Source organism: Streptomyces sp. ActVer (genome assembly GCF_027270795.1).
In the GTDB taxonomy this organism is placed as follows: Bacteria; Actinomycetota; Actinomycetes; order Streptomycetales; family Streptomycetaceae; genus Streptomyces; species Streptomyces umbrinus_A.
On the sequence record NZ_JAPWHT010000443.1, the window covers coordinates 1 to 8,457 of the forward strand.

The 8,457-nt window shown below is 71.3% G+C and carries 7 protein-coding genes; 6 read left to right on the plus strand and 1 reads right to left on the minus strand.

What is annotated here, in order from left to right; genetic code table 11:
- From O3Q52_RS43295 to O3Q52_RS43315, 5 genes are all read left to right on the plus strand, one after another.
- Positions 1 to 397, plus strand: a 397-nt coding sequence (locus tag O3Q52_RS43295) for an aldehyde dehydrogenase family protein (RefSeq protein WP_269654015.1), incomplete at its 5' end; no start/stop codon positions are given.
- An 89-nt stretch (positions 398 to 486) separates the two neighbouring features.
- The gene (locus O3Q52_RS43300) at positions 487 to 2,016 is read left to right on the plus strand and encodes a GMC family oxidoreductase (protein WP_269654020.1); all 1,530 of its coding nucleotides are present in this window, start codon (positions 487 to 489) and stop codon (positions 2,014 to 2,016) included.
- On the plus strand, positions 2,013 to 3,233 hold the full coding sequence (locus tag O3Q52_RS43305) for a glycine betaine/L-proline ABC transporter ATP-binding protein (RefSeq protein WP_269654016.1): 1,221 nt from the start codon (positions 2,013 to 2,015) through the stop codon (positions 3,231 to 3,233). Before O3Q52_RS43300 ends, O3Q52_RS43305 begins: the two co-directional genes overlap by 4 nt.
- Positions 3,233 to 5,203, plus strand: a complete 1,971-nt coding sequence (locus O3Q52_RS43310; protein WP_269654017.1) for a proline/glycine betaine ABC transporter permease — start codon at positions 3,233 to 3,235, stop codon at positions 5,201 to 5,203. Before O3Q52_RS43305 ends, O3Q52_RS43310 begins: the two co-directional genes overlap by 1 nt.
- Positions 5,204 to 5,243: 40 nt before the next feature.
- Positions 5,244 to 6,212 (plus strand): ABC transporter substrate-binding protein, encoded by a 969-nt coding sequence (locus O3Q52_RS43315; RefSeq protein WP_269654021.1) that lies wholly within the window; start codon positions 5,244 to 5,246, stop codon positions 6,210 to 6,212.
- A gap of 117 nt (positions 6,213 to 6,329) precedes the next feature.
- Here the strand turns inward: O3Q52_RS43315 and O3Q52_RS43320 are convergent, their stop codons facing one another.
- Complete coding sequence (locus tag O3Q52_RS43320; protein ID WP_269654018.1) at positions 6,330 to 6,872, minus strand: carboxymuconolactone decarboxylase family protein; 543 nt, start codon at positions 6,870 to 6,872, stop codon at positions 6,330 to 6,332.
- Between the two features lie 47 nt (positions 6,873 to 6,919).
- Here O3Q52_RS43320 and O3Q52_RS43325 point away from each other — a divergent pair, with 47 nt between their 5' ends.
- Entirely contained in the window at positions 6,920 to 8,410 is a 1,491-nt protein-coding gene (locus O3Q52_RS43325) for a PLP-dependent aminotransferase family protein (RefSeq protein ID WP_269654019.1), read from the plus strand.
- Positions 8,411 to 8,457 lie beyond the last annotated feature (47 nt).

The window sequence follows — 8,457 nt, forward strand, 5'->3', positions numbered from 1 at the left end:
GCCCGCCACCGGCTACTTCTACGAGCCGACCGTCCTCGACCAGTGCCACCGCGACATGCGGGTCGTCCGGGAAGAGGTGTTCGGCCCGGTCCTGACCGTCGAGACCTTCCGCACGGAGGACGAGGCCGTCGCGCTCGCCAACGACACGGAGTACGGGCTCGCGGGCGGCGTCTGGACCGCCGACGCGGGGCGCGCCCGGCGCGTCGCCGGCCGGTTGCGGCACGGCACCGTCTGGATCAACGACTTCCACCCCTACCTCCCCCAGGCGGAGTGGGGCGGCTTCGGCAAGAGCGGTGTGGGGCGCGAACTCGGGCCCGCGGGGCTCGCCGAGTACCGCGAGACGAAGCACGTCTACCAGAACCTCGCGCCGAAGCCCGTCCGGTGGTTCGCGGGCTGACCCCCGGCCCCGACCACCTTCGACTCCCCACCGCACAAGGCACCTTGGAGCGCCACGCCATGCCCGAACACGCCATGCCTGAACACGCGATGCCCGAAGAACAGAACACGTACGACTACGTCGTCATAGGCGGCGGCACCGCGGGATCCGTCATCGCCTCCCGGCTCACCGAGAACCCGGACGTCACCGTCGCCGTCATCGAGGGCGGCCCCAGCGACGTCGGCCGCGACGACGTCCTGACCCTGCGGCGCTGGATGGGCCTGCTCGGCGGGGAGCTGGACTACGACTACCCGACGACCGAGCAGCCGCGCGGCAATTCGCACATCCGGCACAGCCGCGCCCGGGTCCTCGGCGGATGCTCCTCGCACAACACGCTCATCGCGTTCAAGCCGCTGCCGTCCGACTGGGACGAGTGGGAGGCGGCGGGCGCCAAGGGCTGGGGCGCGGTGCCGATGGAGGCGTACTTCCCGCGGCTGCGCAACAACATCGTGCCGGTCGACGAGAAGGACCGGAACGCCATCGCCCGCGACTTCGTCGACGCCGCGCAGTCGGCGCTCGAAGTGCCGCGCGTGGAGGGCTTCAACAAGCAGCCGTTCACCGAGGGCGTCGGCTTCTTCGACCTCGCGTACCACCCGGAGAACAACAAGCGGTCGAGCGCGTCGGTCGCCTACCTGCATCCGTTCATGGACGAACGTCCCAACCTCCACATCCTCCTGGAGACCTGGGCGTACAGGCTGGAGCTCGACGGGACGCGCGCCCGCGGAGTGCACGTACGCACCAAGGACGGCGAGGAGGTCCTCGTCCGGGCCCGGAACGAAGTGCTGCTGTGCGCCGGTGCCGTCGACTCGCCGCGGCTGCTCATGCACTCCGGCATCGGGCCGCGCCAGGACCTCGAAGCGCTCGGTATCCCCGTCGTCCACGACCTGCCGGGCGTCGGCGAGAACCTGCTCGACCACCCCGAGTCCGTCATCGTCTGGGAGACGGACGGGCCGATCCCCGAGAACTCCGCGATGGACTCCGACGCGGGCCTGTTCGTTCGGCGCGACCCCGAACACGCCGGTCCGGACCTGATGTTCCACTTCTACCAGGTCCCCTTCACGGACAACCCGGAGCGCATCGGCTACGAACGCCCCGAGCACGGCGTCTCGATGACCCCGAACATCCCCAAGCCGCGCAGCCGCGGCCGCCTGTATCTGACGAGCGCAGACCCGGCCGAGAAGCCCGCCCTCGACTTCCGCTACTTCACGGACGAGGACGACTACGACGGCCGCACGCTCGTCGACGGCATCAGGATCGCGCGCGAGATCGCCAGGTCCGAGCCGCTCGCGCACTGGCTCAAGCGCGAGGTGTGTCCGGGACCGGACGTCACGGACGACGAGGAGCTCAGCGCGTACGCCCGGTCGGTGGCGCACACCGTGTACCACCCGGCGGGCACCTGCCGCATGGGCGCATCCGACGACCAACTGGCCGTCGTCGACCCCGAGTTGCGGATCCGCGGTCTCGAAGGAATCCGGATCGCCGACGCGTCGGTCTTCCCGACGATGCCCGCCGTGAACCCGATGATCGGGGTGCTCATGGTCGGCGAGAAGTGCGTGGACCTGCTGGGAGGCGGTGCGTGATGAGTACGTCGACCGATGTTCAGGACACTGCTGTCGAGCCCACGGGCGGGAAGCGTACGGGTGCCGAGCCCGTCTTCGCCGTCGAGGGGCTGTGGAAGGTCTTCGGCCCCAAGGCCGACCGTGTCCCGGCCGACCCCGAGCTCGCGGCCCTCACCCCGGCCGAACTCCGGTCCCGTACCGGCTGCACGGCCGCCGTCCGGGACGTGAGCTTCGATGTGCGCAAGGGCGAGGTCTTCGTCGTCATGGGCCTGTCCGGCTCGGGCAAGTCCACCCTCGTACGCTGTCTGACCCGGCTCATCGAGCCGACGGCCGGCTCGATCGTCATCGACGGCGAGGACGTCCGCGCCATGGACAAGACCCGGCTGCGCGAACTGCGCCGCCACCGCGCCGCCATGGTCTTCCAGCACTTCGGCCTCCTGCCGCACCGGACCGTGCTCGACAACGTCGCGTACGGGCTCGAAGTCCAGGGAGTCGGCAGGCGCGAGCGCCGCGAGAAGGCCCAGGAGGTCGTCACCAAGGTCGGCCTCGAAGGCATGGAACATCGCCGGCCCGGCCAGCTCTCCGGCGGTCAGCAGCAGCGCGTCGGACTGGCGCGGGCGCTGGCCGTGGACCCCGAAGTCCTGCTGTTCGACGAGCCGTTCAGCGCACTCGACCCGCTGATCCGGCGCGACATGCAGGAGGAGGTCGTCCGGCTCCACCACGAGGAGGGCCGCACGATGGTCTTCATCACCCACGACCTGAACGAGGCCCTGCGTCTGGGCGACCGCATCGCCCTCATGCGCGACGGCCGCGTCGTCCAGCTCGGCACGCCCGAGGAGATCGTGGGCTCGCCCGCCGACGACTACGTACGCGAGTTCGTACGGGACGTGCCGCGCGAGCAGGTCATGACGGTACGGCGGGCCATGCGGGCCGCTTCCGCGCAGGAGGCGGGCGAGGGTCCCGCCCTCGCGCCCCAGGCCACGGTCTCCGAGGCCATCGAGGCGGTCGCTCGCACCGGCCAGACCGCCCGCGTGGTGGACCAGGGACGCTGCCTCGGGGTCGTCGACTCGGACGCGCTGCTGGGGGTGGTGGCGGGGACCGGCGGGCAGTTCGCCGATGAGGCCGCTGATTCGGACGCCGATGCGGCCACCGGTTCGGAGTCGGGTGCCGGTTCGGCCGAGTCTGCTCCTGACCAGGGCGACGGAACGGCCGAGGCCGCTCGCGAGGGGGTGGCCTGATGGCCACGATCACCGCGGCCGCTCCCCGGAGCGGTCTCCCCGGCTTCCTCAAGCACCCCGCCACCGGCAAGCTCCTGCTGCTCGCCGTCGCGGCGGCGGTCCTCGTCCCGTTGGCCAACGCCCGCTGGGCGAGCGGCAGTTGGCCGCACGCTCTCACCGTCGACCTCACCGAACCCCTCGGCAAGGCCAGCGACTGGGTGATCGACAACCGCGACAGCCACCCGCTGTTCCTCTACTTCTTCGGGTACATCTCCAACGCGGTCGTGCTCTCCGTACGCGCCGTCTACCTCGTCCTGCTCGCCGCCGGCTGGGCGGGCGTCACGGCTGCGGCGGCACTGGTCGCCTGGCGGGTCGCGGGGGTACGGCTGGCGCTCGGCACGGGCGCCGCGTTCCTGGCCTGCGGGCTGCTCGGCATGTGGGTCCCCACCATGCAGACGCTCGCGCTCATGGTGGTCGCGGTCCTCGCGTCCGTCGTGCTCGGCGTGCTCCTCGGCCTCGCGGCCGGGCTCTCCGACCGTACGTACCGCGCGCTGCGCCCCGTACTCGACACCATGCAGGTGTTCCCGGCCTACGCGTACCTCCTGCCGGTCGTCCTCGTCTTCGGCATGGGTGTCCCGGCCGCGGTGCTGGCCACCGTCGTGTACGCGGCCCCGCCCATGGCCCGGCTCACCGCGCTCGGTCTGCGCGGCGCCGACGCCGGAGTGATGGAGGCCGTGGAGTCCCTGGGCACCACGGCTCGGCAGCGGCTCCTCACGGCCCGCATCCCGCTCGCCCGCAAGGAACTCCTCCTCGGCCTCAACCAGACGATCATGATGGCCCTGTCCATGGCCGTCATCGCGTCCGTCATCGGCGCGGCCGGCCTCGGTGACCGCGTCTACCAGGCGCTCGCCTCCGTCGACGTGGGTGCGGCGCTCGCCGCCGGCATCCCGATCGTGCTGCTCGCGGTCGTCCTCGACCGGGTGACGGGAGCGGCGGGATCCGTGACTTCGGCGGCATCCACGGGTGACGGGCCCGGCGAGCCCAGGTCCCGCTGGACCGGCTGGGCCTACGCGGCCGTCGCGGCCCTCGCCGTCGCGGTCGCCGGACGCCTCACCGACCGTCTCGACTGGCCCGAGGCCTGGCTCGTGAACATCGCCGAGCCCGTCAACAGGGCCGTCGACTGGATGACGGACCACCTCTACTCCGGCGTCCCGTACGTGGGCGGCACCGCCGACTGGGCGGGCCACTTCACCACCTGGGTCCTGGACCCGATGCGGGACGGCCTGCAGTGGCTGCCCTGGTGGTCGGTCCTGCTGATCGTCGCCGCGCTCGCCTGGCTGATCGGCACCTGGCGCACCGCGCTCACCGCCGTTCTCGCGATGGCCGCGATCGGCGTACTCGGCGTGTGGGGGCCGTCCCTCGACACGCTGTCGCAGGTCCTCGCGGCCGTGGCCGTCACCCTCGTCCTGGGCTTCGCGACCGGCATCGCGGCGGCCAGGAGCGAGCGCTGCGAACGCGTGCTGCGCCCCTTCCTGGACGTCTTCCAGACGATGCCGCAGTTCGTGTACCTCATCCCCGTCGTCGCCCTCTTCGGCGTGGGCCGCGCCCCGGCGGTCGCCGCCGCGGTCGTCTACGCCCTCCCTGCCGTCGTCCGCATCACCACACAGGGCCTGCGCCAGGTCGACCCGGCGGCCATGGAGTCCTCACGCTCGATGGGCGCCACGGGCTGGCAGCAACTCCGCCAGGTCCAGCTGCCGTTGGCCCGTCCCGCACTGCTGCTCGCGCTCAACCAGGGCGTCGTACTCGTCCTCGCCGTCGTCATCATCGGCGGCCTGGTCGGCGGTGGAGCACTCGGCTACGACGTCGTGTTCGGGCTCGCCCAGGGCGACTTGGCCACGGGCCTGGTGGCCGGCGCGGCGATCGTCTGCCTCGGCCTGATGCTCGACCGGGTGACCCAGCCGACGGACCGCCGCACGAAGAAGGGAGCCTGAGATGCGTACGCGTATACGTCGTACGGCTGGTGGTACGCACATGACCGGTACGCGCTGGACGGGCGCTCTGGCCGTCGGCTGCTCCCTGCTGGTGCTGACGACGGCCGGCTGCGGAGCCGCCGACATGACCAAGCAGGCCTCGCCCTTCGCCAACGCGCAGGGGGCAAAGACCGTGACCCTGTCCGTGCAGTCGTGGGTCGGTGCGCAGGCCAACGTCGCCGTCGCGCAGTACCTGTTGGAGCACGAGCTGGGCTATCGCGTCGACACCGTCCAGGTCGACGAGGTCCCCGCGTGGGACGCGCTCAGCCAGGGCAGGGTCGACGCGATCCTGGAGGACTGGGGCCACCCCGAGCAGGAACAGCGGTACGTCAAGGACAAGAAGACGATCGTGAACGGCGGCGGCCTCGGCGTCACCGGGCACATCGGCTGGTTCGTACCGACGTACTTCGCCAAGCAGCACCCCGACGTGACCGACTGGAAGAACCTCAACAAGTACGCCGACCAGCTCCGCACCCCCGAGAGCGGCGGCAAGGGGCAGTTGCTCGACGGCTCACCCTCCTACGTCACGAACGACAAGGCGCTGGTGAAGAACCTGGACCTCGACCTCCAGGTGGTGTTCGCCGGTTCGGAGGCGGCCCAGATCACCCAGATGCGCCAGTTCGCCAAGGAGAAGAAGCCGTTCCTGACCTACTGGTACTCACCCCAGTGGCTCTTCAAGAAGGTCCCCATGACGGAGGTGAAGCTGCCCGCCTACAAGGAGGGCTGCGACGCCGACCCGGAGAAGGTCGCCTGCGCCTATCCGCGCACTCCGCTGCAGAAGTACCTGAACACGGACTTCGCGAAGAGCGGCGGCAGGGCGGCGGACTTCCTGAAGAAGTTCAAGTGGACGACGGAGGACCAGAACGAGGTCTCCCTGATGATCGCCGACCAGAAGCTGACGCCCGAGGAGGCGGCGCGGAAGTGGGCCGAGGGCCATGAGTCCACGTGGAAGGCGTGGCTGTCGAGCTAGCCCACCGCCGTACGGGCTGCCCGAGCAGCCCTCCCTGTACGGGTGCCGGGTGTCTCCCTGACGAGGGCACCCGGCACTCCCGTATGTCGTACCGCTGCTTGCGTGCTTGCTGTGCCGCTACTTGTACTGCCCGGGCGTGTAGTGGCCGGCCACGAGACGGCAGGTCACGCCGAAGCGGTTCCAGGCGTTGATCACCGTGATGGCGGCGATGAGCTGGGTCAGCTCGGCCTCGTCGAAGTGGCGGGCGGCGGTCTCGTACACCTCGTCCGGTACGAAGCCGTCCGTCAGGACCGTCACGGCCTCGGTGAGCGCGAGCGCGGCGAGCTCCTTCTCCGTGTAGAAGTGCCGCGACTCCTCCCACGCGCTGAGCTGGACGATCCGCTCGACGCTCTCGCCCGCCGCGAACGCGTCCTTCGTGTGCATGTCGAGGCAGAACGCGCAGTGGTTGAGCTGCGACGCGCGGATCTTCACCAGCTCCAGCAGCACCGGGTCGACGCCCTTACGGGCGGCCGCGTCCAGTCTGACCATGGCCTTGTAGACCTCGGGGGCGAACTCGGTCCACTGGAGTCGAGGGGTGTGCTCGGGGGCGAGCGGGGTGTCCTGCGGGATGTCGGTGGCGGTGTCTGCCGTGGCCTCGGGGGCGGTGGTGTTCGTCGTCATGATCATGAGCCTACGTTCCGAGTAGCCCAGGAGTATGGTCCATTTCCATGGTGAAATCCTGGGCCACTTTCGGAGTCGATCTGCATGTCGACGTGACGCGCACCGGCTCCGGCCTGCGCAAAGGCCTGACGGACGCGCTGCGGGCCGCGGTGCGCGGCGGACGGCTCGCGCCCGGGACCAGGCTGCCGTCGTCGCGCTCCCTGGCGGCCGATCTGGGCATCGCGCGCAACACCGTCGCCGACGCGTACGCCGACCTCGTGGCCGAGGGCTGGCTCACCGCCCGCCAGGGCTCCGGCACACGGGTCGCCGAGCGTGCGGTGGTGGCACCGGCCTCCGCCCCTCCCCGGCCGCGCACGCCCGGCGGCCCGGCGTACGACCTCGTCCCCGGCACCCCCGATCTCGCCTCCTTCCCGCGCGCCGAGTGGCTCAAGGCATCCCGCCGAGCCCTCGCGGCGGCCCCGTACGACGCTCTCGGATACGGGGACCCGCGCGGCCGCGTCGAACTGCGCACCGCGCTCGCGGGCTACCTCGCCCGGGCCCGCGGCGTACGCGCCGACCCCGGACGCATCCTCATCTGCTCCGGGTTCGCACACGGCCTGATGCTGCTCGGCGCGGTGCTGCGACAGCGGGGCGCGGGAGCGCTGGCGATGGAGTCGTACGGACTCGACGTGCACTGGAAGCTGGTGGAGCGGGCGGGCCTGCGTTCGGTGACCCTGCCGTTCGACGAACTGGGCACGCGGACCGAGGAGTTGACCGAGGAGTTGACCGGGGGAGGGCTTGGTGGGAGCGGGGAGGGAAGTGGAGGCGGGCGTGGGAGCCGGGGCGGGAGCGGGGGCAAGGGCGGGGCCGGTGGTGTGGCGGCGGTGTTGCTGACTCCCGCCCATCAGTTCCCCATGGGTGTGCCCCTGCACCCCGACCGCCGTGCCGCGGTCGTCGACTGGGCGCGGCGGACGGGCGGGCTGATCCTGGAGGACGACTACGACGGGGAGTTCCGCTACGACCGGCAGCCCGTGGGCGCGCTCCAGGGCCTCGACCCGGACCACGTGGTGTACATGGGCACCGCCAGCAAGGCCCTGGCCCCCGGTCTGCGACTCGGCTGGCTGGTCCTGCCGCCGGACCTGGCGGCCGAGGTCACGGCTGCGAAGGGCGGTGCGGACTGGTCGTGCGGCGTCCTGGACCAGCTGACCCTGGCGGAGTTCATCACATCGGGCGCGTACGACCGTCATGTGCGCGCCTCGCGCCTCCGCTACCGCCGTCGCCGCGACCACCTCGTCTCGGCCCTGGCCGCCCACGCCCCGTCGGTGACGGCGACCGGCATCGCGGCCGGCTTCCACGCGGTACTCCAACTCCCGCCCGGCACCGAGCAGTCGGTCGTCCGTGCTGCGGTCTGGCAGGGCCTGGCGGTCCACGGCCTGACCCGCTACCGCCACCCGTCCGCCACGGCCCCACCCCTGGACGCACTGGTCGTGGGCTACGGCACACCCACGGACAGCGGATGGCCGGGAGCACTGGAGGCCCTGGTCAGGGCGCTGCCTTAGCTTCCCTGGAGGGCTGGAGGGCTGGAGGGCTGGAGGGCCGGGGGGCT